The organism is Thermoanaerobacterium calidifontis, assembly GCF_055381745.1.
This window is the reverse complement of record NZ_AP042436.1, coordinates 585,106-611,249: the sequence shown is the minus strand read 5'-3', so window position 1 is coordinate 611,249 and position 26,144 is coordinate 585,106. Positions and strand designations below refer to the sequence as shown.

20 protein-coding genes and 2 pseudogenes are annotated in these 26,144 nt (G+C 33.0%); all 22 read right to left on the bottom strand.

Annotation, left to right across the window (positions count from 1 at the left end; all coding sequences use genetic code 11):
* The 22 genes and pseudogenes from ACZ42G_RS03160 to ACZ42G_RS03055 all read right to left on the bottom strand — a co-directional run bounded on the left by ACZ42G_RS03160 (position 1) and on the right by ACZ42G_RS03055 (position 26,127).
* On the bottom strand, positions 1 to 729 hold the full coding sequence (locus tag ACZ42G_RS03160; RefSeq protein WP_464851361.1) for a sugar phosphate isomerase/epimerase family protein: 729 nt from the start codon (positions 727 to 729) through the stop codon (positions 1 to 3).
* A gap of 5 nt (positions 730 to 734) precedes the next feature.
* A complete protein-coding gene (locus tag ACZ42G_RS03155; protein WP_464851359.1) occupies positions 735 to 1,826 on the bottom strand; it encodes a Gfo/Idh/MocA family protein in 1,092 nt (363 codons plus the stop codon).
* A gap of 14 nt (positions 1,827 to 1,840) precedes the next feature.
* Complete coding sequence (locus ACZ42G_RS03150; RefSeq protein ID WP_014758148.1) at positions 1,841 to 2,833, bottom strand: LacI family DNA-binding transcriptional regulator; 993 nt, start codon at positions 2,831 to 2,833, stop codon at positions 1,841 to 1,843.
* A 353-nt stretch (positions 2,834 to 3,186) separates the two neighbouring features.
* Positions 3,187 to 3,930, bottom strand: coding sequence for a GH39 family glycosyl hydrolase (locus ACZ42G_RS03145; protein WP_464852098.1), 744 nt, complete (start codon positions 3,928 to 3,930; stop codon positions 3,187 to 3,189).
* A 930-nt stretch (positions 3,931 to 4,860) separates the two neighbouring features.
* Positions 4,861 to 5,010: pseudogene (locus ACZ42G_RS03140) on the bottom strand (AMP-binding enzyme); the annotation flags it as partial.
* 126 nt (positions 5,011 to 5,136) lie between these two features.
* Positions 5,137 to 6,072, bottom strand: a complete 936-nt coding sequence (locus tag ACZ42G_RS03135) for an ROK family protein (protein WP_464851357.1) — start codon at positions 6,070 to 6,072, stop codon at positions 5,137 to 5,139.
* 81 nt (positions 6,073 to 6,153) lie between these two features.
* The gene (locus tag ACZ42G_RS03130) at positions 6,154 to 7,359 is read right to left on the bottom strand and encodes a benzoate/H(+) symporter BenE family transporter (protein WP_464851355.1); all 1,206 of its coding nucleotides are present in this window, start codon (positions 7,357 to 7,359) and stop codon (positions 6,154 to 6,156) included.
* A gap of 302 nt (positions 7,360 to 7,661) precedes the next feature.
* A pseudogene (locus ACZ42G_RS03125) lies at positions 7,662 to 8,715 on the bottom strand (transposase).
* Between the two features lie 302 nt (positions 8,716 to 9,017).
* Positions 9,018 to 9,767, bottom strand: a complete 750-nt coding sequence (locus tag ACZ42G_RS03120) for an amidohydrolase family protein (protein WP_464851353.1) — start codon at positions 9,765 to 9,767, stop codon at positions 9,018 to 9,020.
* A 264-nt stretch (positions 9,768 to 10,031) separates the two neighbouring features.
* Positions 10,032 to 11,162: a sugar phosphate isomerase/epimerase family protein gene (locus ACZ42G_RS03115; RefSeq protein ID WP_464851351.1), complete on the bottom strand. Its 1,131-nt coding sequence runs from the start codon at positions 11,160 to 11,162 to the stop codon at positions 10,032 to 10,034.
* Complete coding sequence (locus tag ACZ42G_RS03110) at positions 11,162 to 11,632, bottom strand: C-glycoside deglycosidase beta subunit domain-containing protein (RefSeq protein WP_464851349.1); 471 nt, start codon at positions 11,630 to 11,632, stop codon at positions 11,162 to 11,164. Before ACZ42G_RS03110 ends, ACZ42G_RS03115 begins: the two co-directional genes overlap by 1 nt.
* 80 nt (positions 11,633 to 11,712) lie before the next feature.
* Positions 11,713 to 12,627: a sugar phosphate isomerase/epimerase family protein gene (locus ACZ42G_RS03105; RefSeq protein WP_464851347.1), complete on the bottom strand. Its 915-nt coding sequence runs from the start codon at positions 12,625 to 12,627 to the stop codon at positions 11,713 to 11,715.
* Between the two features lie 48 nt (positions 12,628 to 12,675).
* On the bottom strand, positions 12,676 to 13,737 hold the full coding sequence (locus tag ACZ42G_RS03100; protein WP_464851345.1) for a Gfo/Idh/MocA family protein: 1,062 nt from the start codon (positions 13,735 to 13,737) through the stop codon (positions 12,676 to 12,678).
* 12 nt (positions 13,738 to 13,749) lie between these two features.
* The gene (locus ACZ42G_RS03095; RefSeq protein ID WP_464851343.1) at positions 13,750 to 14,862 is read right to left on the bottom strand and encodes a Gfo/Idh/MocA family protein; all 1,113 of its coding nucleotides are present in this window, start codon (positions 14,860 to 14,862) and stop codon (positions 13,750 to 13,752) included.
* A 28-nt stretch (positions 14,863 to 14,890) separates the two neighbouring features.
* Positions 14,891 to 15,880, bottom strand: a complete 990-nt coding sequence (locus tag ACZ42G_RS03090; protein WP_464851341.1) for an ABC transporter permease — start codon at positions 15,878 to 15,880, stop codon at positions 14,891 to 14,893.
* Between the two features lie 23 nt (positions 15,881 to 15,903).
* A complete protein-coding gene (locus ACZ42G_RS03085; RefSeq protein WP_464851339.1) occupies positions 15,904 to 17,382 on the bottom strand; it encodes a sugar ABC transporter ATP-binding protein in 1,479 nt (492 codons plus the stop codon).
* 102 nt (positions 17,383 to 17,484) lie between these two features.
* Positions 17,485 to 18,750 carry a substrate-binding domain-containing protein gene (locus ACZ42G_RS03080; RefSeq protein ID WP_464851337.1) on the bottom strand — a complete coding sequence of 422 codons (1,266 nt, stop codon included), beginning with the start codon at positions 18,748 to 18,750 and terminating at the stop codon, positions 17,485 to 17,487.
* Positions 18,751 to 19,146: 396 nt separating this feature from the next.
* On the bottom strand, positions 19,147 to 20,616 hold the full coding sequence (locus ACZ42G_RS03075; RefSeq protein ID WP_464851335.1) for an ATP-binding cassette domain-containing protein: 1,470 nt from the start codon (positions 20,614 to 20,616) through the stop codon (positions 19,147 to 19,149).
* Positions 20,613 to 21,392, bottom strand: a complete 780-nt coding sequence (locus ACZ42G_RS03070) for a sensor histidine kinase (protein ID WP_464851333.1) — start codon at positions 21,390 to 21,392, stop codon at positions 20,613 to 20,615. The genes ACZ42G_RS03075 and ACZ42G_RS03070 overlap by 4 nt, the downstream gene beginning before the upstream one ends.
* Positions 21,393 to 21,398: 6 nt before the next feature.
* On the bottom strand, positions 21,399 to 23,102 hold the full coding sequence (locus ACZ42G_RS03065) for a response regulator transcription factor (RefSeq protein WP_464851331.1): 1,704 nt from the start codon (positions 23,100 to 23,102) through the stop codon (positions 21,399 to 21,401).
* Between the two features lie 600 nt (positions 23,103 to 23,702).
* Positions 23,703 to 25,175: a long-chain-fatty-acid--CoA ligase gene (locus tag ACZ42G_RS03060; protein WP_464851329.1), complete on the bottom strand. Its 1,473-nt coding sequence runs from the start codon at positions 25,173 to 25,175 to the stop codon at positions 23,703 to 23,705.
* A 16-nt stretch (positions 25,176 to 25,191) separates the two neighbouring features.
* Positions 25,192 to 26,127, bottom strand: a complete 936-nt coding sequence (locus tag ACZ42G_RS03055) for an ROK family protein (RefSeq protein ID WP_464851328.1) — start codon at positions 26,125 to 26,127, stop codon at positions 25,192 to 25,194.
* Positions 26,128 to 26,144: the final 17 nt, after the last annotated feature.

Sequence of the window (26,144 nt, the reverse complement as noted above, 5' to 3'; positions counted from 1 at the left end):
TCACATTTTGTTTATATTATGAAAGCTTATCTTGACACTTTCAAGGGGCGGTCTTTTGCAAACATCTTGTTCAACTATAAACCATTTGACACCTGCCTCGAGTGAAGCGTCTATAATATCCTTAATATTCATAATGCCTTCGCCAATCTCAGCAAAATCCTTTGTTGCCCCATTCATGTCCTTTAGATGTACCAAGGGCACACGACCACTGTACTTTTTAATGTAACTTACAGGATCTTCTCCAGCATATTTGACCCAATACATGTCTATCTCCGCCTTCAAAAAATTTGAATTTTCATAGATCAGATCCAATCCGTATTTTCCGTCAAAGTTAACGAATTCATGATTATGATTGTGATAACAAAAAATCAATCCTTTTTCTGCACACTTCTCTCCGATTTCATTAAAAAGTTTTGCAGTTTCAATGAAATCCTCTTTCGCCTCGTATTTGTTCCAAGGGCATACAATGTATTTGTTTCCTATTTCAAGGTTGTACTCTATTTCCTTGTCGAGATTGCTTTTTAGCGCATCTAAACTTATGTGACTTCCAGTCGGAGTCAATCCAAGCCGTTCTAAATGTCTTCTCATTTCATTTGCCTTTAAGCCACCGTATCCTGCAAATTCTACGCCTTTGTACCCTATCTCAGCCACTTTTTCCAAAGTACCTACGAAATCGTCTTTCAATTCATTTCTTACAGTGTATAGCTGTAATGACAACGGCAAATCCATATAAATCACCTGATTTCATTAAAATATACTGGCTTACCAGTTTTTGAAGATGTATATATTGCCTCTAATATCTGTGATACTACGTATGCTTCCTCTGGCCTTACAACAGGTTCCGTATCGTTTATAATACTTTCTATCCACAACCTTGCCTCTAAGTCAGCAGCATCTTCTGCCTTTCCTTCGTAAAATGCTACGCCGCCTGAACTTAAATCGATTTTTGTAGTGTACAATCGCCCATTCATCTCTCCATTGATCCTAAGCCCATCTTTCATGTCAGCTCCACCTTCTGTCCCGCACAATGTGGTCTTGGCTTCATCCACATCGAGAGAATTTAAGGCCCAACTGGATTCTAAAACGATCGTTGCACCATTTTCCATTGTTATAAAGCCAAAGGCCGAATCTTCCACCGTAAATTTATCAGGATCCCATGGTCCCCAAGCATTCGCTGCATTTCTTTTTTCAGCTAATTTACGGTATGTATTTCCGACAACGTATTTAGGTTTGTAATTGTTCATCATCCAAAGGGTCAAATCAAGTGCATGTGTGCCAATATCTATAAGAGGTCCTCCGCCTTGTTCTTCTTCGTTTAAAAATACTCCCCATGTAGGAACAGCACGCCGCCTTATGGCATGTGCCTTTGCAAAGTATATCTCACCTAAGACGCCGTCTTGGCATAATTTGTGCAGATACTGAGAGTCCGGTCTAAAGCGGTTTTGATACCCTATTGTCAACTTCTTTCCAGTTCTTTTTGCAGCATCCAGCATCTTTTTAGCATCATTAGCAGTCTTCGCCATAGGTTTTTCGCACATGACGTGCTTTCCAGCTTCTAATGCTTCAACTGTTATATCTGAATGTGATTTATTTGGTGTACACACGTGCACCACATCAATGCTTTTATCCTCTAAAAGCTTTCTGTAGTCATTATACGTTTTAGCACCATCTACACCATAATCTTTTGCAGCCTTTAATGCTTTCTCCTCTTTTACATCGCAAAAAGCAACCATTTCTACATTGTCAAGCTTTGATAGGGATGGCATGTGCTTGCCATTTGCTATGCCTCCACAACCTATTATTCCAACTCTTATCTTCTCTCCCATAAAAATTTCCTCCTTCATTTTACAGTAGAATGCCTTATTATCAATTCATGTTCTAAAACTATGTTTTCTTTATTACCTCCTTTATTTTCTATTTGCTTTATGAGTAGCTCCATCGCAGTACAACCTATATCGTACTTTGGCTGAGACACCGTTGTAAGAGACGGATTGTACATGGGAGCAAAACTTATATTGTCAAATCCAACAATGCCAATGTCATCAGGTACCTTCAAACCATTTTCACAACATGATTTAATTGCTCCAATAGCCATTATGTCTGATATGGCAAATATTGCTGTAATCTCTTTGTGATCATTTAAGAGACCTTGTGCTGCCCTGAAGCCGCTTTTAAATGAATAATCGCCGTACCTTATGTAGTCGGGATTAAAAGGAATTCCTGAATCCTCTAAAGCACTTTTATATCCTTCTTCTCTGTGTTTTGTGGACAAAAAATTATTTTTGCAGCTAATAAGTCCGATGTGCTTATGCCCTAATCCAATCAGATGCTTTACCGCCTTGTACGATGCTTTGTAGTTATCTATAGAGACGTGTGAGACATTTGCACCTTCTTTGTACTCGCAGCACTGCACAACAGCGTATCTTTCTCCTATCTCGTTAAGCTCATCCTTATCCATCTCAGGCGCCATGAAGATTACGCCGTCAGACAACCTGTTCTTTAAAAGCTCCAGGTACATCTTTTCTCTTTCAATGTTGGAATCTGTATTGCAAAGCATCACACCATACCCATTCTTTTGGGCCACATCCTCTATGCCTTTTACTATTCTTGCGTAAAATGGATTTGATATTGTAGGAAGCAATACCAGAACCATCTTGGTCTCCATCCTGCGGAGATTTCTGCCTAAAAGATTAGGATTGTAGTTTAGCCTTTTTATGACAGATAAGACTCTTTCTCTCGTCTCATCCGAGACGCCAGGACTGTTATTCAAAACCCTCGATATTGTAGCAACTGAAACACCAGCTTCTTTCGCAACATCTTTTATCGTTATCATGGCAGCTCCTTCGTAATTGATTACTATAATTTTAGATGAAATTTCCTTGATTTTAACCCATTAATAACTCTTGCTAAAACCATTTTACGTAACGGATTACATAAATATCATAAATCAAGTTTTCCATCATGTCAATTTGCAATTAGATATTTATTCAACAAATTATAAAGCAGAAAATTTGTTGAATTTGCCGAAAAGAAATTATTAAAAAGCAATGTTGCTCATTAAATTTTATTGATTCAAAAATAACCCTGACCGATTTTTGTAGTTGCCGGTCAGGGCTCATTAGTAAAAATGAAATGATGGAAATGTCAAATGGGTAATGTAAATAAATGCAGCAAACAGTTCAGGGTTCAAGACTCATAATCATATTCTATTTCATATAAATTTATTTCATGTGGTTCAAGTATACTATTTATTCTAAGTTCATCTTTACAATCTAAGTAAAAAATTGTTTGTTTCGGAATACAAATTTGTTTTAAATAATTAATTTCATCATTTTTAAGATTGTAAATCGCATTCATTTTTATCCATTCATCTAAAATGCTTCCATGTTTTCTATTGAGAATATATTTTTTTACACGGTAACGCCCATCTTTTACACCTTTCATACTAATGTTTAAAACTAATTTTTTGTTATCTTCAAAAATATCGTAATACTCATTCATACTTATTATAGTATCTTCATTTAAACAATAAAAATAGTCAAAATGCTTATAGTTATATGTTATAATCACATATTTATAGTCTGATTTTTTTGTTATAATATAACTTTCTCCTTTTTTTATTAACATATTTCCTAATCTTGATAACATCCAATAAGCGAAAAATCCAGGTTTTCTTATGCCATCTCTACTTATAAGGCCCATATCTCCATAAAGTAATGCTTTAGAATCATTTAATTCACCAGAAAGATCTGAACAATACCAATACCCAAAGCTATTAGAATTATCTAAATTGTCAATAATATTTTTTACTATATATGCAGCTTTAAATGTAGTATCATTAGCTGGATGTCGATGTGAAATCGTGGAATTCCATTCTGTAACATGAACCTCTGGAATATGACTTCCTAAAGTCTTTAAAATTTTACACACTTTATTCAAATAATATTTATTAAAATCTTTGTTTATTGAAGGTATGAGTCTCAATGACCTATCATCTATATCGGATTTTTTCTCATCAACTAGTTGATAAGGATATAAAACTACGGAAAAGAAATCCGGATGAACTTCATATTCACCCCCCTCTATAATCTTTGATTTTCTTTTAATATCTCACTCATTCTCAGATTTTCACGATCTTCAAAGAAGCCCTCATGTATATCAATGCTATTTATTCATGAATTTTACATGTGATAGGTAACCCAAATAAGCTTCTGTTGTTTTTTCCATATTTTAGCCTATGGATCCCACTTAAGCTCATGTGGCATACCCTCCCATGTCTCACAGGATCTTTGTCCTTAATTCCTTCGTTTTGCCTTACATGAAGTGGATGTCAGTTATGCTCCATTGCTGGGTCTTAAGCCCTTATGGTGAAATTACCAATCTGACAATTCCGGCTCTCTTTGTCAATCTTCGAATTTTTGAATTGAGTTTTATAACTTTATTTGCTTCATTTTATAATATTTTTAATAAGCTAAATATAATGTCTATTAAAATAATAAGATAAATTTCTTTTTTAAAATATAAATTTTTTAAACGATTTAATATGAAATTTTAAAACTTTCCAATTTTATTTCATATTAAAAAAAAGAAAAATTAAATTTTAAATATGTTTTTTTAATGTAACTTTTCAAATTGATTTACTCCAAAATCGAAAAATTACTAGATTAAATAGTCTTGTGATAAAATTAAAACAAATTTTACATATGTTTATCCTAAATAATTTATCTAAATATTTGATTCAAACTGATATATCATCGAATTAATTTTAAAATATTCTATCTATATTTATTTTAATACCAATCTTATCTAAAAAAGAAAAGCCACGCCGTATTAAGCATGACTTTCAAGTTTTCTATTAATTTATTTGAGAAGTTTTTTCATGACTTTTCCTGTTGGGCTCTTAGGAAGTTCATTGACAAATTCAAATATCTTAGGAATTTTGTATTTTGCCAATTTGTCGTGCAAGAAGCTTTGCAGCTCTTTTCTGTCTGCAGTCTTTCCATCCTCCAGCTATTTACGTATTTAGGCAAATCGCCGTATGTTATTGTTTCGCCTTTAAACTTTATGGCAACGTGATCCTTTAAATTTGCGTTTTTCTCATAAAATTGATAAATCTTCACATTAAAACCCCTTTTCTTAGAGAATTGCCGCACCTATTATTCCTGCATCATTTCCAAGCTCTGCCTTTCTGATGTCAGCATACGGCAGATCTTTAAAAAGTATATTTTTGCTTACTTCTTCTTTAAGTGGCTTTAGAAGGAAATCACCAGCATTGGCAACGCCGCCGCCTATGATGACAACTTCTGGATCAAGTATGTTTATGATATTAACGATTCCTATGGCAAGATGCTTTACGTAGTCATCAAATATGAGCATTGCCGTTTCGTCAAATTGTCTTGCAGCATCAATTACATTTTTAGCCGTTATGGATTCAATCTCACCGCCAGCCAATTTAAGTATAAGCGAATCGCTGTTTTTCATGACGGCTTTTTTGCCTTCTCTGATTAAAGCCGTCGCAGAAGCAAAAGTCTCAAGACAGCCAATCTTGCCGCAATTGCACAAAACCCCATTGTCGCCAATCACAATGTGACCCAGCTCAGGAGCAAAATGGTGCGAACCGTTAAACACCTTGCCATTTAATATATATCCAGAACCTACACCTGTTCCTAGAGTTATGGTGACAGACGAATTTGTACCTTTTCCAGCTCCAAATATGCCTTCTGCAAGTGCAGCTACATTTGCATCGTTATCCATGTTTATAGGCACATCGATGTATTTATGTATTTCCTTTACTAACGGCACCTTTGTCCAATAGAGATTTACAGCTCTTAAAACAATGCCTTTTTCATTATCAGCAACACCTGGAACACCAATTCCCATAGCCTCAATTCGAGATACATCAAGCCCACATCTTTTCACAAGCTCCAATGAAATTTCAGCAATATCTTTAGCAATGGCGGCATATCTTCTCTTAGGCTCTGTAGGCCTTGATCCTGTGACTACTATCTTGCCATCTTTGTCGACTAACCCAACAGCTATGTTTGTCCCTCCTATATCAACACCAATCCTCATATTACACTCCTCCTTCATTTTGCAAATATGGTAAATTACAGATACATAACTCATGAATTAACAAAATATTGAAAATATAATTTAAAATGAATATTTAGGCTCAATAAAAAGCGATACCGTAATTCCTATTAATATTGCCCATAATGGCGCTCCAATACCCAAAATATAAATACCTGACATCCCAACGATAAAAGCTGTAAAAGCTCCTATTTGATACTTTTTTGAGCCAAACGCCAATTCTAGAGAGCTTGTAAATAGTCCTAGCATTGCCAAACCCGCAATAATGTGACTAATTTCCAGCGGTATGGCTTTTACTAAAACTAGTATGATTCCAGATAAAATTCCTATAAATATCATTGCAAAACCATAAAGTACACCTGAAACATAACGATTTTCTTTCGTTCCAGCACTGCTACCACCAACAATTGCTGTTATAGGTCCCGCCATCACTATAGGATGGGAAAGAAAAAGAGCTGCTACAATCGAAATAATTCCTGCCACTTGAGTAGAAGTATTTAATGGCACTTTGTACCCATTTGCATTAAGAACTCCATATCCTTTCAATATATCAGCCAAAGAAAGCAAAACCAATGGAATTGTAACTGAAAAAAATATTCTAAAGTTAAATTTAGGAATCACAAATACAGGAAAATATAAATGAAATGATAAACTTTTGATGTTATAAGGTACAAATAATAATGTCAAAACGATCACTGTGATTAAAGCGATAAGCAATGGAGGAATTTTTTTAAATAGAACATGTGCAATTAAAAAGGCAAGAATAGTCAAGCCTCCAATTATTGGTTGTTTTTTTACAGCATCCACCATTTGCAACCCATAATTCATAAAAACACCTGCAATCATTCCCATAATAATTGGAATAGGTAGTACGCTGCCGATTTTTTCAATGATCCTAAAAAAACCAATGAAAAATATGATGATTGCTGCCAGAATATAACCTGCTACCATTTCACTTATCCCGAACATTTTAAACATTGGTCCCATAACTAATAATGCAGCTAATGATGGCATTATAACAATGGGCTGTTTATAAAATACACAAAGAAAAATAGTCGTAATTGCTCCAAATACAGAACCCATCATAATCCATGAAACTGCTTGATTAGTAGTTAAGTTGGCATTTGCTGCAACACTAGCAAAAATAATCAATGCCCCTGTTATGTGAAAAACACAAGCTGCTATAAATGCAGTGATATTAGAAATATTAACTTCAAACTCACGAAATATCTCTTTTAACCTAAAACACATCTTGAATAATCTTTTCATATATAAGTCCTCCATTCACCTATTATATTTTGAAAATTTTAATGTTGTATTATATGCTAAGTAATTCAAGATTTATATTCTTTGCTTTAGTAGTAATAAAAAATAAGTTCACATTAAATCTAAAGTTTATAAATAATAATCCAATTATTATAATAAAAGTGAACTTATTTTGAAAAATTTTTATTTATTTTTTTCATCAAAATAATAAAAATTTCAGCCAATTTGGCAAAGTTTTATTTTGTCAATTTCTATAGATGAGAAAAATTGATAACAAATATTACCATAGAGTAGATACACTACACCTATGCTAATTGTAATTGTTTTAAAATTTCATCGATAGACACATTGCTATCAGCTTGTTCATATATCCATTGAATACGCTGTCTTTGTACCTCTTTGCGTACCATTTTTATTCCTTGCCCAAATTTGCAATATTCATCGCCCAAAGTCGTACAATACAGGTATGTCAATGATATAAGCCATAATAATCTGTCTATTGATTTTGTTGAGCGGACTTGATACGTATTTAGTCCAAGATTATTCTTTGTCTGCCTAAAGAATATTTCTATAGGCCATCTCTGACTGTAATAATTTAGAATTGTCTCGGTATCTAATTCAGTATCAGTACAGATAAATGCATGTAGAGCATTTTCATTTTTAAAAGCTTTCTCAGGCCAGCACAATACTACTACAGCATTATCTATGCCATTTAAGGCTCCTTCATAACGATATGCCCAGTATCTGGAACCGTTTACTGTAACGAGGCAAACTTCGTTCTTTTCAATATATTGGACAAAGTCTTTTATCTGTATTCTGATGCCTTGTGGATAGATAATTCTGTTAGTCTTTAGTGCTCCTATGAGATGGTATCCTCTTTCAAAATGTGCTTCTATTACTTTTTTGTTTATGTACCATGAATCAGATAAACCATATACTGCTCCTTTAGATATTGGAAGCATAGATACCATTTCGCATATTCTTTCGATTTTGCTTTTGCTGCCTTTTTCATAGCGTTCAATACAGTAAGGTAATACTACTTTGCCGCAGGATAGCATCATGGTAAGAAGCTGATGTCCCCAAACTTGTTTCCCTTTTAAATGCGATTGATGGAATCCATGCATACTCTATATTCCAAACACCTTGGCTTAAGAATTTGCCAAAGGTAGTTCTATGGCAATTAGCAAGGCTTAAATTAATTATGTCAGTAACAGTACCACTATAGCCCTTTTGAGTGGCAGCAATTATAAATTCTAAAATATGACGAATAACAGGTTTAGTAAAATATAATGCAAAATTTAATTTCATTAAGTACTGGATTATTGATGAATTTTCTGTTATTCTATTATTATGAGACATTTGCTCCACTCCTATGATTAATATTGTTATAGTGTGACAACAATATATTAACACCATAGAAGTGAGCATTTGTCTCTATTTTTTATTAAATTTTTTCATGTAAGTTTATTATGGTAGTTTATGTCAGTGAATTTTCTCATCTATAGTTAATTTTTAAAATTTCGTATACTTATTGTTAATACCTAAAAACGCAAAAATACAAATTCTTAATATATCAAATATATTAGAAAAACAAAATTACTCAATATATTAAGCAAATAATAAATTCAATCTTCTTTTATTTATCAAAAAAAATATATATATTATTGTTCTATGTTTAATATACGTGCAACATTTTTCCCCACAGCTTTTTCTAATGCTTCTTGATTTCCTATAGCCTTAGCAGCTAATTCTAGTTTTAATTTTTCCATTTCAAACATGTAAAACGGAAAATCACTTCCCATTAACACTTTATCTGGAATCTGCAACAAAGCAGTCCTCACTTCTTCAAAAGACACAGCAGCAGTATCTACATAAACATTATGATTTCTTTTGGCTACAGCTATAGCTTGCTCAGTAGCCCACATTGTCCCCATATGCGCTATCTGAAATGTCGCTTTAGGAAAAATTCTGGCAATTGTTTCTATTCGAAAAGGATGCATGCGATGATCATCTGAAGTACAATGAATAATTACATGGAGTTTATTTTCATTACAAATTTCAAGTATCGGTCCCAATAATTCAATGTCATCAACATGAAAATCTCCAAACCACGGATGAAGTTTTAATCCCCTAAATCCCAACTCATTAATACAGTATAAAAACTGATTTTTTGCATCTTTTTGCTTTGGAGAAATAAAAGCAAATGGAATAAATCGATCTGCATAAGGTTTAATTATATTTGCAAGAAGTTTATTTTCTTCTAATTCTCCTGCAAATGGAAATACAATAGCTTTGTCTATTTTATTTTCATTCATTTTTTTTATCATATTTTCAACTTGTGAAATTGGATTAGAAGTTTGTCCCTTTCCTTCTTTTCTTGTAGACATATGAACATGAGCATCAATAACCATTTAACTTTTCCTCCTTTCATCTTCATCTATAAAGCATTAAACCTATGTATGTTTCTAAACCTTGATTAAAATTATTTTAAGATATATATTTTTGTTATAACCATACAATTTTGCTGATATATAGGATTTCCCGCTTTTAATGCGAAATCTTTTATTATAACATCATCAGACATTAAAAGAGGAAATCCCATAATTGACTATTATTTTTATCTTAAAATTTTATATTCATTGCTTTTAAAATTTTACTACACAATTTTATGTCAATTATTCTCCAAGCAATCTTTTTAACATTTTCTGATGCTTACGTACTTCATCTACTTCATTCGCAAGTTGTTCAAAAGGCAAATCTTGAAACCAACGTTGTCCCTCATATTCCGAATTTATATATCCATTATAACCTGCGCTTTTTAGAACAGATATTGGCCCATCATAGTCAATGGATTTGTCTTCGTATTCTCCAGGTTGACCAGGAATTTCGGTCATGTGATAGAATTTACCATGTATGCTTACTACATACGGTACTAACGGTTTTAGATCTTCAGGCTTAGTACGAGAAAATAACAATGATTGGAACACAACTTCATAATCCATTTCTGTCGGACTGATTATTTTAGAATCCGTTAATGCCTTAACAGCCTCAAAAGCTTCTTTAAAGTCTTTTCCTACCTCACCTGTTTTTAAGTATCTATGAAAATTCACTTCAATATTTCCTGCAGATTCAAATGATAAATCAATGCCACTTAAAGGTCCCTTATTTGCACGAATATCTTCACATACCTCCATAACTACATCTACAGATTCTCTACTTGCACCATGGCGTATCATCCAATCTAATTTAACATCCGATGGTTGATGTTGAAAAATTCCCATGTCAGGAACTATTCCTAAATGTTTTGTCCCTGTTTTATTAACAAATTCGACAATTTCTTGTACATATTTACCGTTTAATGGAATAGGATTGTGTATTTCTTTTCCGATTTTAATATCACATTCTTCAGCAACTGGTAACGCTTCAATCAGTATTTCAATAGGAACAACTGCTAAAGTTCTTACATTTTTAAATCCAAGCCTTTTAGCAAGGCGAATATCTCCTTTCAGCCTCTCTGCACACTCATGATATGTCATTACATGATCACGAAACTGTAAAACATCCATAAAAACATCCATTGTAACAGGAACTACCTTATATTTTTCAAGCCATGAATGCCATTGTTCAATAAATTCTTCGGTAGGAGTTGGATATTTTCTAATAGACATTTCATCAAGAATTTCAATCCCATCTGCACCATAAAGGTTCTCCGAAACTTCCCTAATCATTCCTTCTAAATTCAACTGTTTGAAAAATTGCGTTTGTTGATAGCTATAAAAAGATACTCCTCTTTTTATTTGACTCATCATTTACCACCTCCTTCTTTTAATTCCAATTCAAAAGTTACAATAGATACAGTTTTATCTGAACCTGCCCCAGATCCAGGAATCGGTGGATTTTTAACCCATTCTTCATCTGTAGGCATATATCCATAAGCAGCCAGAACAGATTGTTGAATTTCTAATATATGTTTCCCAGGAGCTAACCCTCCATCCTTTTCAACATAAACTATTCCTTCATCATCAAAATCCCAATGTTCATAAACTGCCTTCTTTATCTCCTCAAAATCGCGAGGAGGCTTTCCATTTATCTCAAATTTCTGTTTTTCTCTAGGATATAAAATTCCATCCATTTTTATATAATAACCATTATGCAATGAAAGAAAAACACCTCTATAATTTGCATTTCTAACTGCAAATTTGAAACCAACCGCTCTGCCATTTTCATCATATACGTTCTCAAGGCTATCACGCCTCACAAGATAATTATCAAACAAAATCTTTCCCTCCTATTTATAGTAATATTTTCGTTCATGTTTTTACTCAACTTTCTAATTCTGGCTCATATCTCTCGTGACTAAATAACAAACTGCTTCAAATACCTCTGGCTTAAAATAAGAGAATCTCTAATTCTTTCATCACTTCCTTCAAATGCCTTATCTTCAATTTCTATACACGCATAACCATTATAACCAATATCAGTAAGTGTACTTACAAACTTGCTCCAATTGACATCACCTAATCCTGGTATCTTCGGTGTCATAAAATCTAAAGGATATGACATTATTCCCACATCATTCAATTTATCTTTATACACTTTAATATCTTTAAAATGAACATGAAAAATCTTATCTTTAAATTCGTAAATCGGTTTTGTGTAATCCATCATCTGCCATACAAAGTGGGATGGATCATAATTTAAACCAAAATAGTCACTTCGAATTACGTCAAACATCTCTCGCCATATCCTTGGAGTCGTTGCCAGATTCTGTCCTCCAGGCCATTGGTCACGCCCAAATAGCATTGGGCAGTTTTCAATTGCAATTTTTACTTTGTTTTCTTCTGCTAATTTAATAATCTGAGGCCAAATTTCTTTAAATAATTCTAAATTCTCTTCTACACTTTTATTCTGATCTCTTCCAATGAACGTCGTAACCATATTTACATTCAATTTGGCACTAGCTAAAATAACTTTCTTTAGATGATCAATAGATAATGCTCTTTTCTCAAGGTTCGAATCCATTATATTAGGATAATACGCCAGAGAAGAAATTTTTACATTTTTCCTTCGGCAATAATCTTTAATATACTCAACCTTTTGTTCGTCAATTTCATCTACATCAATGTGTGATACACCCGCATATCTTCTCTCTGCTTTTCCTTTAGGCCAACATGCTATTTCAACACACTCAAAGGCATTATCAGCTGCAAAGTCAATTACTTCCTCAAATGTATACAAGCTAAAAATCGCACTAACAAATCCTAATTTCATAGCCATCCCCCTACATTTTTATAAAATGATAATCTTTCATTGAATAAGCTACTCGTCAAAAGCAACACTACTCATTGTAGCAGCAGACTCTCTAACAGCTTCCATAACTTTTAATACTCTTCGTAATTCATTAGGTTTGATAAGAAAATCTTCTTCGCCTTTAACAGCCTTGATATAATTGACGTAGAAATCTCTCATAGGATCTGTTTTTACCTCTGGAATCTCCTCAGTAATAATTACCCCTTCCTCCGGCTCACCAAATGAACGAGTTGGTCCACAGTATCTACCAGCTTCATCGCGTATATCAGTCAAAAGCCTTGAAGTACGTACTATACGACCTTGTGGAATAAATTTGTCAACATACAAACAGCCTTTATTTCCACACATATACCAGTGCCTTGGAAACCACCCTTCTTTGTCTGAAAGCATATATGTTCCAAGTTCAATTTCGGCTGTTACCATATTTTCAAATCTTAATATGATTTTAAAATAATCATCTACCTCAAAGTTAATTATATTGCGAATATCTGCAAAGACTGTCTTAAGAGGACTATTAATCATATATAATATTTGATCAATTAAATGTACACCCCAATCAAGCAGCATACCACCACCTTCAGATTTATATACATGCCAATCATGCATGTATCCATAAAACCCATACAGAGTACTCTTGATAAGATAAACATCTCCAAGAAGTCCATTATCATAAATTCGCTTCACAGTTTGAAAATCCGCATCAAGCCTACGTTGCTGATGAGCCGTAAACATAACACCATTACTTTTTACAGCTCTCATCATTTCATCAAAATCTGATACAGAAAGAGCGACAGGCTTTTCACATATAATATGCTTTCCAGCATTTGCTGCTTTAATTACATGTTCTTTATGAAATTTATTAGGAGTAGCTATAACAACTCCATCTATTGAATCATCTGCTAACAATGAATCAATATCAGTATAACGCTTGATTTTTTTATCCAGTCCATCAAGTCTAGAAAAATCCACATCGCAAACTGCAACACACTCTAATTCATCAAAACTATTAATCAATGTAACATGTCTCGAACCAACAAAGCCATGACCAACAACACCTAATCTCATTTTCATAAATATCAACCCTTATCTTAAAATAATTTCTTTTCCATCCTTTGCTGATTTATAAACTGCATCTAAAACTTGAGTAACTACAAATGCCTCCTCCGGCTTAACCAATGGTTCTTTATCATATATAATTGCTTCAAGCCATTGTTTTGCCTCTGCAATTCCAGGCGGTAAATTTATTCCTTCAAAATAAGCAACATTACCTTTTGGACTTAGTGTCTCCTCTACTAGCATTCCAGCTCTACTTCTATTAAATATTACCGTATCCGTAGGATAACTCATTCCTGAGCGAATTTCTGCACCTGCTTTTGTACCACATAAAGTTGTAGAAGCTTCTCTAGAGTCAAGTACATTTAATGCCCAAGATGCTTCAATATTAACAAGTGAACCATCTTTCATTTTAACAAAGCCAAACGCAGAATCTTCAACATTATATTTCGTGTAATCCCAGGGTCCCCACAAATTTCCCTCAGTCGCTTCAGCCATAGTACCTAATTTATAAAATACAGTTCCAGAAACACTCACAGGTTCATAATTATTCATCATCCAGAGTGTAAGATCTAATGCATGTGTGCCAATATCAATAAGAGGACCTCCACCTTGCTTTTCTTTGTCAAGAAATACTCCCCAATTAGGAACTGCTCTTCTTCTAATAGCATGTGCTTTTCCATAGTATATTTCTCCTAAATCTCCATTATCAACACATTTTTTCAACATTTGAACTTCTGGTCTAAATCTGTTTTGATACCCAATAGTAAATTTTTTACCAGACCTTTTCCATGCTTCAATCATTTTTCGAGCATCTTCAGTATTATGTGCCATTGGCTTTTCACACAATACATGTTTTCCAGCAGCAAAAGCATCGACTGTTATCTGGCTGTGTGATACATTAGGCGTACATACATGGACTACCTCAATTTCTTTATTTTCTAACAATTCTCGGTAATCAGTATAAACTTTTGCATCAGGTCCACCAAACTCTTTTGCTGCTTTAACAGCCCTTTCTTCAATAATGTCACAAAATGCAATTATTTCACACATATCACCGCATTTTACAAGAGAAGGCATGTGTTTATGGTTTGCTATTCCACCACATCCAATGATTCCAATTTTAACCTTTCTCATAATCATAACCTCCAAATTTTAATTTTTTTTATTTTTATTTATTATTTTTTACTCTTATTTTTTTTGTTTTTTGAGTACTACGTTGATATATATCAAAACCAATTGCTATAATAAGAATTAGCCCTTCTAATATATATTGAATATATTGATTCCAGCCAGCTAACTGCATGCCATTTTCAATAACTGCAAGCATAAAGACACCAACTACCAAGCCCCATATTTTACCTTCACCACTATTAAACGAAATACCACCTAAAATCGCTGCAGTTATTGCCGTCATTTCATTACCAGGTCCATACGAAGAATTCATTGTTGATAATTTTGACATGTATATGAAGGAAGCAATCGCAACAAAGAAACCACTTATCATAAAAGTTAAAATCCTAACTTTATTTACATTAACACCTGAAAGTCTTGTTGCTTCAATATTTCCGCCTACCGCTTTAACATATCTGCCAAAATACGTAAAGTTAAAAACTATACTCGCAATAGCCACAGCAATAATAGCGGTCCATACATCAAAAGGGATCCCTAAAAACACTCCTTCAGTTATTAATCTGAAAGAACTAGGAAAATTGTTATAAGATAAACCTAAAGAAATTAAATTGGAAATACCTTTAAATATCGACATTGATGCAATTGTAACAACCAAAGGATCAATTTTTAGCATTACTGCAACTCCACCATTAAATAATCCCATTGCCATACCTGCAAGAATACCAACAATAACAGCAACCCATACAGGCATATTTAATGCTGTCATTAAGCGTCCAGTTAAAACACCTATTACTGAAATCTGATACCCAACAGAAAGGTCCAGTGAACCGCCCATCATAACAAATGATATACCTACAGCAATTACCATTATATAAGTATATTGTATAATAACATTACTGATATTCATCCAAGACATAAATCTCGGATTTACAATACCAAAAATAATTATTATAAATATGAAACTAAACAATAATGCATACTTTTTCACAAACTTATTAAAATAACCCATTAATGCACTTTTATTCACAAGCTCTCCCTCACTTTTCTAAATTAAATACCTGAAGCCATTTCAAGAATCCTCTCTTGGCTAAATTCATTTTTATCAAGTATACCCTGCATTTTCCCCTCATAAAGCACTAAAATTCTATCACTCATCCCAATAAGTTCCTCCATTTCAGAAGTTATCATTAAAATAGCTTTTCCTTCTGCTACGATCTCTGCCATTAATCTATATATTTCCTGCTTTGCTCCTACATCAATGCCACGTGTTGGCTCATCAAAAATGATAATTGAACAATCTGTTGCCAGCACTTTAGCTAAAACTACTTTCTGTTGATTACCTCCCGAAAGATTTCCTACATTTTGTTCTAAACTAGGTGTTTTGATATTGAGTTCTCTAACGTATTTCTCAACAATCGCCTTTTCTTTCTTTTTATTAACAAAACCTAATCTACTTATTTTCTTTAGAACTGATAATGAAACGTTAGTTAAGACACTCCTCGTTAACAAACACCCATGACGCTTTCTATCTTCAGGAATCATCCCAACTCCATAATTTATTGCTTTATTAGGCGAAGATATATTAAGAAGTTTCCCCTTAACATACACTTTACCAGATCTTTTTTTATCAGCCCCATATATTGCTCTTGCTAATTCACTCCTACCTGCACCTACTAATCCTGCCACTCCTAAAATTTCACCTTTATGAAGCTCAAAAGATACATTTTCAAACCCATTTCCACTCATATTTTCTACCTTTAAAACCACTTCTTCAGAAGGTATAGATCTTTGTGGAAAACACTCCTTTAATTCTCTACCAACCATGTATTTAACAAGTTCCTCACGGCTTGTATTCTCAGTAGAAACAGTAGCAATATATTTACCATCTCTCATTATAGTTACCTTATCTGCAATCTGAAACAGCTCTTCCATACGGTGAGTTATATAAATTATACATACACCTTCTTCTTTGAGTTGTCTAACAGCTTTGAACATTTTTTCAACTTCTGCATTCGTAAGGGGGGCCGAAGGTTCATCTAAAATTAATATCTTTGCGTTCCGAAATATAGCTTTCGAAATCTCCACAATCTGCTGCTTTGAAGATGGAAGTTCATATACATATTCACTCGGATCAATATCGACTTCAAATAATTCAAATGCCTTTTGAGCCACCTTATTCATATATTGATAATCAACAAATTTTCCATGTCTTTCTCCAAAACATATATTCTCTGCTACCGAAAGACAATTAACTAAATTAAATTCTTGATAAACTACTTCCACTCCATATTTTTTAGCCATAAATGGATCAAGAGCACTGTGAATAATCCCATCTGTGAACTCAATAGTTCCACCATCAGGAGCAATAGCTCCAGCAATTATCTTAATTAAAGTTGACTTACCAGCACCATTTTCTCCTAATAAAGCATGTACTTCACCTGCATAAAAATCGATCGAGAAATCATCAAGAGCAATAACACCTCCAAATTCTTTTCTAATATTCTTTAAAGATAATACTTTTTTCTTCATAGTTACCCCCTTTTTACTTTCCTGCTGCATAACAATCGTAAAAACTTAACAATCATTATACAGCAGGATTTTCATCAACTATATTAGTAGTCTTTTTAATGATTAGTTACTTTGACCAAATATTTGCTCAATATAAGGTGTCAACTGATCATGATAGTATACAGTTTTTACTTGGCCTGTAGAATCAGCCATCACATAGCTTAGAGGCTCCATAGTTATTCTCAGAACAGGTTGACCTTTAACTAGCTTTGCCGCATAATCGCATAAGGTTTTCACCAAATCACCCGAAGCCATTACACCACGCAAGACTGTAGTATTATTAGAACTTTGAGAAATAGCTTTCAAATTTGCATCCGTAGCATCAGAGCAAAATACTGCCATCTTGCTTAAGTCATACTTAAATCTACCTGCTTTGCTCATTTGAATAACTTTATCACTTAAAGGAATTCCTATATTTCCATAAGCCATAATTACTTGTATATCATTATTTCCATTAGTAACAGCATTATCTAATGCTGCCTGTGCTTCAGTTGCAGTATAACCAACAGACGTTCTGTTAGCTGTCTCTATTAATTTAACGCGCGGATCGTAGAAAGGATTTAGAATTGCATAACCATTCTTATCAAGTATAAGACCACCTGTAGGTTCATCAACTTTTTTCACAGTTCCATCGGAATCTTTATAATACACAGTTGGCCCCTGAGTCTTTACAAACCTCATATTTGTAAGATCTGCTTTCCTCAAAAACTTTTCGCTGATCAATCTCATACCAAGACAGCGACGGGCCATAGTTTGATTTAAATGGGCTTCTAAAATTAATGCCTTAACTTCTTTAGCTTGTGGCATAGTATTGTTTATCCATTGAGTAACCATAGCTGCCTGCATTGCACCCATGTAAAATTCCTCGCTACCAACATAAACATCATAAGAACCATCGCCAGGTTTATTGTTGCTTACCATTACTTTCACACCGGCTTCACGAGCCTTACGTAATGTATCTGTGTACGCTTCCCCATTGCCAGCCGGAAACACATAGATAATTTTTGCACCTTTAGTAACAGCATTCTGGATTTGTTGTAACTGAGTTGTCACTTGAGACGCAGCGTCAAGTACATCAACATTTGCACCTGCTTTTTTAAACGCATCAACAACTTTTGCACCCACCATTGTTCCAATGTAGTAGTCGCTCGCATCAGCTAAAGATACAGCAACGTCAATCTTACCATTAGTCGATGTTCCGGAGTTTTTGGAATTGTTTTCTGAAGAAGTGCTCGTTTTATTATTTGTTTTGTTTGTACCAGAAGCACATCCAGTAACAAGTCCTAAAATCATAAAACACACAACTATTAAGGAAAAAATCCTTTTCATTCATTGGCTCCCTCCTTTAATAATAATTTGATTAATTTCACTTGACACCTTTATTTTATCAAAACTGTTCTCCACAACAAGGTATCTATTTACAGAATAGGTGTCCAAATTAAAGATTTATTATGATATAATATAAACAAACAGTAAAATAATATATGTTAATAATATAAAAGTGAGCTAAAAAGTGGTTCTGTATTAACGAAAAAGTAATCCACTTTTCACAAAAAAACTGTAAAATTTATTATACAAGATAAATTTTACAGGAAATTGAAGGGTATGATTATCGACGTGAATTTACATCAAAAGACTAGAGAAATGTATACAGCACATCAAATGTCTATAAGTAACAAATTAAAATTTCTAAATACTAATACTATTTAAATATGATAATATTTTTTATTTGTTGAATGAAGACAATAAAATCCGCTGACATTCATCGTAAGAATATTTCCCTTGAACTTTACCGTTTTGAATAATGTAAAAATAATCAGCCAAGTTTATATATGGTTCAATCGAAGATGCAAAAATGCAAATCGCCCGCCCATTTTCAGTCATAAGGCGAAGTTGCTCGTTAACTAAATTCATTGTTTCATAGCTAAACAGTAATTCAGGAGCTGTGCATAAAAGTAATTTCCATTTTTGTATTAGAATCCTATATATATATATAGCAACCGCTTCAGATTGGGTTAAACTATGAATATCAAACTCGTATTGAAAGCCATGTTCACGATATATCTTTAAAAAATCATTCATAATTTGTTTCCTTTGTCTGAAATTAATAAAACCAAACCGCGAAATTCTAGGAAATGCAGACAAACATAAATTGTCTTTTAAATCAAGACTCTTAACTTCAATCTCACGTAATTTATTATCAACAATGACTATTGAAGACCGTTTTTTAGCAATATTATAAGTGACTTTACCATTAAAACAAAAATTTCCATCGTATTCTATTTTCCCTAAAATTGCATTTATTATATTAACATTAGTTGAATGATGTAGATCTAAAATGACTGTTATTTCACCACGTTTTATTTGAAAAGAAATATCTTCTTCAGGACATGTAGAAATATGACATGCTTCAAATATTATTTCATCAAACCTTTTTTTTGTATTCTTTATAAAATGCTTACTTTCTGGAGATGTATCACCTAAAAGTATTAAATCCTCATCAAAATTTCCAATATCAACCTTTTTAAAAATTTTCACATTCGAACCTTTATCAATAAATAAAATTCTATCTGCATATTTTCGTAGTAAAGCAAGATAATATCCTGTTATAATAAATGAAATTTTTTTTTGCTTAAGCCTATTAATTAAAAATTGAAATTTTTTTTGTTCCTCGTTTGTTAAAAAATCTATCATATTTTCAATTATTATAATTTTTGCGCCAAGAATATATGCTTTAACTATTTTAACCATAAGTTGTTCAGCATTTGATAAAGTTGATACAATTCTTTTTAAGTCTATGTTAATACCTAAGTCTTCAACAAGATAATAAATGAATTGTTTTTTTAACAATCCCCAACGTATAAAAATCTTTTTATGTGCATGTTTTTGAATTATAAAAATATTTTCTAACACAGATAGCGTTGGAACTAATATAGCTTGATCATCAATCAATTGAATTTTATTTATTTTATTTAATTGCAACCATGATATTGGTTCCTCATCATAAAATATCATCCCACTATCCCAAGGCTCTTTACCACTTAGAATATTCAGAAGGAGAGACTTTCCTGAATCATTTAAACCAATCATTCCAAGTATCTCACCTTCGTACAGATTCATGTGAAAATTGTTTAGAATATACTTTCCTTGATTAGATTTGCTTAACTTTTGAACCCGAAGAATCTCTTTTTTCATATATTATCGTCATCCTTTTCATAGTTTAAGATATAAGGTATATGAACCTCAACATCAGTTCCAACACCTTCAATACTTGATATATATATTCCATATTCATTACCAAAAAAAAGCTTTAATCGTTTATCAATATTTGGCAGCGCAATCCCAACATGATTATTGTCTTGTTCTAAAATGTTATATTGATATATTTTTTCATTTAACATTTTAAGTTTATCTTTACTAATACCAATACCATCATCTGAAATTACAATATTAATATTTTTTCTTGTTGCAACAATTTCAATCTTAATATGGGCATCACCAATCTTTTTTTTAAAGCCATGAAGAATGGAATTTTCAACAATAGGTTGAAGCGTTAATTTTGGAATTATTGCCTCAAGAACATTATCCTCTGGGTCATAAGTAATGTCAATATAAAAACGATTATTAAATCTAAATTGCTGAATTTTTACATAATTTTTAATACTATCTAGCTCTTCTTCAATAGTTACAATATTGTTCTTTGAATTGATACTATATCGAAAATATCTTGCTAAAGCTTGTACCATATCTGCAACTACAGGAGCTCTATCAATAATCGCACGTCCTCTGACACATTCTAAAGCATTGTACAAAAAATGTGGATTTATTTGACTTTGCAAACTTGCTAAACTTATCTGTTTGTTTGCAAGATTTCTCTGTAAATCAGTTGCATACTGTTGATTGCTTTTCTCAATTTCTTCAGAAATTATTTTTTTTAATTTTTTTTCAGTTAGAATATATATTTTACCCATTATCAATCACCCACCATAAATTCTACGATACTCTGATGGTTTCAAACCTACAAATTTTCGAAATAACTTTGAAAAATACTTAGAATCATTGAATCCCACCGCTTTTGATACTTCGTTAATATTATAATTGCTAGTACGGAGCATTTCCTTTGCAACCTCAATGCGATATTTATTAAGAAAGTCAATAAAATTTTCACCAGTTTCTTTTTTGAAAATATTTGAAATATATACTGGATTGAAATAAATAGCTTTAGAAACACTTTCAAGATCAAGATCTTCATGATAATGTTCTTTAATGAAACGAATAGTCTCGCGTACCGGTTTAGAATTTTTCTCTCTTACATCATCTAATAATTTTAGCATTAAATTCTTAATTTCATTTATCATATGTTTCCGTAACTGAATTAGCGAAACAGAATTTATAATCCCTTGATGCATTAAAGACCGTTGGTATTCTATTTTCTCTATTTCATTCCCTAAACTCTGATTTATATCAAAAAACATTGATACAATTTCAAAGCACAATTCAACAATCTCTTCTACATTTGATGACGCATCATTAAACAACTTAGTAATACATTTTTCATATTCATCAATATTTATTGATTCAAAGCTCTTTCGAACACGCTCTAAAAGCATAGTTCTTTCATGAATATCAAGACAATTTGATTTGAAATGTATTTGTGAATAATATATAATTCGATCAAGACCCATTGTAATACGATAATAGATTGTCTTTTTTGCTTCTTCAAATGATTTTTTTAAATCTAAAATATCAGAATAAGGGTTTCCTATTCCCAATGTGATCTTCAAACCTTTAAAAATATCAGTTATGTTCTTTGCATAATTAAAAAACTCTTTATAAGCCTCAAATATAGTTTTTTGTAACTTAATGTCATAATTAATAGCAAGATAAAGGATACTATTATCAACCAAATCAAAAATCTCGTAACAATACGAACCGAAAATTTGATTAAAAATTTTTACTATTTTAGATTGTAATGTTTCAAAACCAACTCCATTTTCCAAAGTATTTTCTAAAATATCTAGTTTTACAATCACACCTTGGAAAATACCACCATAAGCTGAAACCCCATATTCGTTTGAAATTAAATCTAAGTCTTTTGAAAAATTACGGTTATTGATAATATTGGAAATAAGCAATTTTTTAAGTGCTTCTTTATTTTTCTTGTTATCTTCTACTAGCCATAAATCAGCGTTTTGATGCTCACGTTGTACTATGATAGAATTTCTTAAATTTATAAGTGTTTCATTTAATTCGTTCTCATTTATAGGCTTTAATAAATAATCTTCAACTTTATATTTCACAGCTTTATGTGCATAATCAAATTCTGAGTAACCACTTATTATAATAAATTTACATTCAATCTTTTTTTTGGAAACTTCTTCAATCAGATCAAGTCCATCCATACCAGGCATACATATGTCTGTAATAACAATGTCTGGCTTTTGTTGAACAATAATGTCTAAAAGACTTAACCCATCGTACGCTACTCCTATTAGTTCAAGACCTATTTTATCAAAATCAATCGAATCTTGAATTACCACACATACCATAGGTTCGTCATCAGCAATTACAATTTTCAACTTATCATCCATAACTTCATTTTCACTCCTCAAAAATAACATTTTTTGATTAAGCATTAATGAGGAAATTAATTTCTTAAAAGCGTATATTATTATAGCCATTTTTTATAGGAAATATAATATATTAACTGAATTTATTTATCAACCTTTTAAATTTTTTGTTAGATTTTATATTAGTAATTTAGTAATAAATATATATTAAAGTATATATTACATTACTAAGCTTGTCAAGATAAAACCATTTCATTTACTATTATATAAATATTCAAAACTATTTATGAAATATCTCTTCTTTTCAACAGATCAACAGAAATAATTTAAAAAGATAAATAAGTTTATACCCTTATTTTTGATAATATTTTTAACAATAATTTATATAACATGGCCATTTTAAACGCCTCTTACCTTATGCGCAACATCTTTTATCGTTATCATGGCAGCTCCTTCGTAATTGATTACTATAATTTTTGGTGAAATTTCCTTGATTTTAATCCATTAATAACTCTTGCTAAAACTATTTTACGTAACGGATTACATCAATATCATAAATCAAGTTTTCCATCATGTCAATTTCAATAGCTGTTTCCAATTTTGTATTTCCAGCAATTTGACGTATCTACCTTCAAATAACTTTTATTTGCTTCCATTTTTGCGTAATTGAAACTTGTCCTAAAAAAAGCCACGCTCATGACGTGGCTTTTATCATTTAAGCAACTTCTTTAGCACTTTTCCTGTTGGGCTCTTAGGAAGTTCATTGACAAATTCAAATATCTTAGGTATCTTATATTTTGCCAATTTGTCGTGTAAGAAGCTTTGCAGCTCTTTTCTGTCTGCAGTCTTTCCATCCTCCAACACGATAAACGCCTTTACTTCCTCTCCTTTGTATTTATCGCCAACTCCAATGACCGCAGCTTCTCTTACTGCAGGGTGCTCCATAAGGGCTTCTTCTACTTCTCTTGGATATACATTAAATCCTCCCAAGATGATCATGTCTTTCAATCTATCAACTATGTAATAATAGCCATCTTCGTCTTTTTTTGCAAGATCGCCTGTATGAAGCCATCCATTTCGCAAGGTTTTCGCTGTTTCCTCAGGCATGTTGTGATATCCCACCATTATGTTGGAACCTTTTAAAATAAGCTCTCCCACCTCACCAACTGGCACTTCATTGTCATTCTCATCTACTATTTTAGCTTCATTGCATGGAAGGGGAAGTCCTATGGAGCCTGGCTTTCTTATTTCATCAGCTCCAAGCGGATTCAGCAAAGCCACCGGCGCAGCTTCTGACAATCCGTATCCTTCAACCAAAGGGAAATTAAACTTTTCCTCAAATCCCCTTTGCACTTCTGGCGCTAACGGCGCACCGCCTGAGATAGCAAGCCTTAATGCTTTAAACTGTCCTTTTTCCACCATCCTAATCAAAAATGCAAAAATAGATGGAACACCGCAAAATACCGTTATATCTTCATTTAAAAGCGTCTCCAACGTATCCTTCGGCATGAAGCTGTCTTTGATAGTAACTGTGCTTCCAAGGTACAGTGCCAGCAGTACATTTACCGTCCATGAAAAGCTGTGGAAAAGCGGCAGCACACACAAAAAGTTGTCATCTGGACCTAAATCAGATATTTCATCCATAGCTACCACATCAGCTTCAAAATTTCTATGCGTAAGCATAGCGCCTTTTGGCTTACCAGTTGTCCCAGATGTGTATAGGTATGTGCAGACCTCATCATCATTTATCTCAACTTGCTTAAAATCGTCATGTTTCATTATCTTTTGCTTTGTTTCATCATTTAAGACTACTATGTTTTTTAAATTTAGCTTGCCGAAAGCTGATACATCCACATTTTTAAGTACAACTGGATGCACTATAATCGTATCCGCTCCAGACTCTTTGACGACGTACTGGATTTCTTCCATAGTGTACATGAGGTTTAAAGGAATTGTGATAGCTCCAGCCTTAGCGGAACCTAAATACGCAAAAACAAATTCAGGGCAGTTTGGCATACTGAGTATGACTCTATCGCCTTTTTTGACACCTAAATATTGAAGATAGGATGCATAGCTATTTACGTATTTAGGCAAATCGCCGTATGTTATTGTCTCACCTTTAAACTTTATGGCAACGTGATCCTTTAAATTTGCGTTTTTTTCATAAAATTCATAAATCTTCACATTAAAACCCCTTTTCTTAGAGAATTGCCGCACCTATTATTCCTGCATCATTTCCAAGCTCTGCCTTTCTGATGTCAGCATACGGCAGATCTTTGAAAAGTATATTTTTGCTTACTTCTTCTTTAAGTGGCTTTAGAAGGAAATCACCAGCATTGGCAACGCCGCCGCCTATGATGACAACTTCTGGATCAAGTATGTTTATGATATTAACGATTCCTATGGCAAGATGCTTTACGTAGTCATCAAATATGAGCATTGCCGTTTCGTCAAATTGTCTTGCAGCGTCAATTACATTTTTAGCCGTTATGGATTCAATCTCACCGCCAGCCAATTTAAGTATAAGCGAATCGCTGTTTTTCATGACGGCTTTTTTGCCTTCTCTGATTAAAGCCGTCGCAGAAGCAAAAGTCTCAAGACAGCCAACCTTGCCGCAATTGCACAAAACCCCATTGTCGCCAATCACAATGTGACCCAGCTCAGGAGCAAAATGGTGCGACCCGTTAAACACCTTGCCATTTAATATATATCCAGAGCCTACACCTGTGCCTAATGTTATGGTGACAGACGAATTTGTACCTTTTCCAGCTCCAAATATGCCTTCTGCAAGTGCAGCTACATTTGCATCGTTATCCATGTTTATAGGCACATCGATGTATTTATGTATCTCCTTTACTAACGGCACCTTCGTCCAATAGAGATTTACAGCTCTTAAAACAATGCCTTTTTCATTATCAGCAACACCTGGAACACCAATTCCCATAGCCTCAATTTGAGATACATCAAGCCCACATCTTTTCACAAGCTCCAATGAAATTTCAGCAATATCTTTAGCAATGGCGGCATATCCTCTCTTAGGCTCTGTAGGCCTTGATCCTGTGGCTACTATCTTACCGTCTTTGTCGACTAATCCAACAGCTATGTTTGTCCCTCCTATATCAACACCAATCCTCATATTACACTCCTCCTCTT

Excerpts from the sequence above, each read along its gene's own strand:
- ACZ42G_RS03105 (WP_464851347.1), bottom strand. The coding sequence starts at position 12,627 with ATGAAATTAGGATTTGTTAGTGCGATTTTTAGCTTGTATACATTTGAG.
- ACZ42G_RS03160 (WP_464851361.1), bottom strand. The coding sequence starts at position 729 with ATGGATTTGCCGTTGTCATTACAGCTATACACTGTAAGAAATGAATTG.
- ACZ42G_RS03085 (WP_464851339.1), bottom strand. The coding sequence starts at position 17,382 with ATGAAGAAAAAAGTATTATCTTTAAAGAATATTAGAAAAGAATTTGGA.
- ACZ42G_RS03130 (WP_464851355.1), bottom strand. The coding sequence starts at position 7,359 with ATGAAAAGATTATTCAAGATGTGTTTTAGGTTAAAAGAGATATTTCGT.
- ACZ42G_RS03065 (WP_464851331.1), bottom strand. The coding sequence starts at position 23,102 with ATGGCTATAATAATATACGCTTTTAAGAAATTAATTTCCTCATTAATG.
- ACZ42G_RS03115 (WP_464851351.1), bottom strand. The coding sequence starts at position 11,162 with ATGAGTCAAATAAAAAGAGGAGTATCTTTTTATAGCTATCAACAAACG.
- ACZ42G_RS03155 (WP_464851359.1), bottom strand. The coding sequence starts at position 1,826 with ATGGGAGAGAAGATAAGAGTTGGAATAATAGGTTGTGGAGGCATAGCA.
- ACZ42G_RS03095 (WP_464851343.1), bottom strand. The coding sequence starts at position 14,862 with ATGATTATGAGAAAGGTTAAAATTGGAATCATTGGATGTGGTGGAATA.
- ACZ42G_RS03075 (WP_464851335.1), bottom strand. The coding sequence starts at position 20,616 with ATGAAAAAAGAGATTCTTCGGGTTCAAAAGTTAAGCAAATCTAATCAA.
- ACZ42G_RS03135 (WP_464851357.1), bottom strand. The coding sequence starts at position 6,072 with ATGAGGATTGGTGTTGATATAGGAGGGACAAACATAGCTGTTGGGTTA.
- ACZ42G_RS03080 (WP_464851337.1), bottom strand. The coding sequence starts at position 18,750 with ATGAAAAGGATTTTTTCCTTAATAGTTGTGTGTTTTATGATTTTAGGA.
- ACZ42G_RS03070 (WP_464851333.1), bottom strand. The coding sequence starts at position 21,392 with ATGGGTAAAATATATATTCTAACTGAAAAAAAATTAAAAAAAATAATT.
- ACZ42G_RS03120 (WP_464851353.1), bottom strand. The coding sequence starts at position 9,767 with ATGGTTATTGATGCTCATGTTCATATGTCTACAAGAAAAGAAGGAAAG.
- ACZ42G_RS03150 (WP_014758148.1), bottom strand. The coding sequence starts at position 2,833 with ATGATAACGATAAAAGATGTTGCGAAAGAAGCTGGTGTTTCAGTTGCT.
- ACZ42G_RS03100 (WP_464851345.1), bottom strand. The coding sequence starts at position 13,737 with ATGAAAATGAGATTAGGTGTTGTTGGTCATGGCTTTGTTGGTTCGAGA.
- ACZ42G_RS03055 (WP_464851328.1), bottom strand. The coding sequence starts at position 26,127 with ATGAGGATTGGTGTTGATATAGGAGGGACAAACATAGCTGTTGGATTA.